1 protein-coding gene is annotated in these 1793 nt (G+C 27.2%); it reads right to left on the reverse strand.

All coding sequences use genetic code 11. The features are described 5' to 3' along the window. Positions 1-268: 268 nt before the first annotated feature. Positions 269-1774, reverse strand: a complete 1506-nt coding sequence (locus A5844_RS10420; RefSeq protein ID WP_086285112.1) for a DNA/RNA helicase domain-containing protein — start codon at positions 1772-1774, stop codon at positions 269-271. Positions 1775-1793: the final 19 nt, after the last annotated feature.

Genomic DNA, 1793 nt, shown 5'->3' on the forward strand with positions numbered 1-1793 from the left:
AGTTAATACATATTTATAGTAATAAATAAAGTCTAAAATTAAAAGCACTATTTTTTTTCATCATTACTATCTATAAATTGCTCTAAAGACTGTCCTTTAGAGCAACTATATTTTTCTTGTATTCGTATACCTATTGAATTATAAGTAAAATCATCAAATTCTCGATTATTAAAATCAAACACATAGCCACCATCATTTAAAACTTTCTTCGCTAATGATTTATCAATATGATTTATGAACATATGAGATATTCATGCCTTTCTTCTTATTATTTCTTAAATTTAAAAATCACTTCCATAATTGCAGCATAAACATCATGATTCTCAATAATAGCTAATGCTAATTTTTCTCTAGCTCTAGATATATTTACATAAATTTCTTTTTCTAAATGATAATATTCTCGATTAGCTTTATTTAAAATCCCTTGAGTTGAATATCTTACATTACTATCTATATAAGTTACAACATAATCTAGTTCACTGCCTATAATTTTATGTGTGTTTATATGTTCAACATCTAAAAATTCATCTACACTAGCATCATTATAGCTATCTCCTGTAGGTGCAATAAAACTATATCCTTGTTTTTGAAGAGACATAATCCATGGTTTAGCCTCAGCAGGATTACTGAAAAATCTAACTTCAATCTTATTACGCAATTCTAATATATCAATATCTTTTTTAGGGCACTTACATAAATTTTGTAATTGCTTAACGAAAGATGCTATATATCTATTTGATCTGATATTTTCGCTTAATTTTAAATATTCTCCTTTCCTATCATTTTGTAGAGTATTGAAATACATATTAAGCATAGTCCCTATATCTTTAGGACTAAGTGTTTGTTCACAATCAAAAAAATAAACAATTGTTCTATCTTCTTTATTACTTTCTCCCCAACTACGAATGAGTCTAAACTTTTCAGGGTACATTCTTTGCGACTCGTCTAAAATTACATAATCATAATCATTAAGCGTTTCTTCTTCAACGTCTTTAGTAGACAAAAACTGTACGCTATCGAACCTTTTTTCCATTTCTTTATGTTCTTCTCTCAACTTACCACAGAAGATCATTAAAACTTTTGCCCTACCATCTATTCTTCTAAGCAAGTCGTATGCAATTAAAGTCTTACCACTTCCTGGGATACCTGTAACACCAAAAACTCCATTTTTACTAATAATTTTATTAACTATACTTTGTTGTTCATTGGTTAAATAGTAAACTCCTTCAAAAAAATTATCCATATCATCTAATGGTGAAATTAGATATTCTTTTGGAGTCAAATTATTTATTCTATTTTCCCTAGAATTAGAATAAATATCGAGTAAGTCAACCAATTCTTGTATATTAGATTCTTTTAATGTATCATTTTCTAGTTCATAATAAAAAAGCTCTTTATTTTCAGCAAAAAAAACAAAGTTTTGAAACTTACATTTGAATAATTGTAAAATATGTTTTTGAGATCTAAATTTTTTCTTCAATTTTGTTTTGTCCGTATTTTCAAATGTAGAATGTTTTAACTCTATATTTGTTATAACTTCATCAGTAAAGCGTAATACATCAAAATCTGGTACCACCCTTATATCCGTACCAAGATACCAGCCATCGATATCTATATCATTATTTATCACTTTGAGTATTTCTTCACATAGAATACTAAAATCTTCTAATTCATGTGGCTTCGCCTGCATTTGATGATAGCTCATAGCATATTCCACATTAATATTTTTTTCTTTGTACAAAGATAGAAATTGCCTTAAAGTAAAGTCATTCATTAACTATGCTCCTTAATTC

The sequence above is a fragment of the Candidatus Enterococcus wittei genome (assembly GCF_002140175.1).
Classification (GTDB): Bacteria; Bacillota; Bacilli; order Lactobacillales; family Enterococcaceae; genus Enterococcus_B; species Enterococcus_B wittei.

What these genes read in the sequence shown, in the direction of transcription:
- A5844_RS10420 (WP_086285112.1), bottom strand. Translation starts at nt 1,774, where the DNA reads ATGAATGACTTTACTTTAAGGCAATTTCTATCTTTGTACAAAGAAAAA.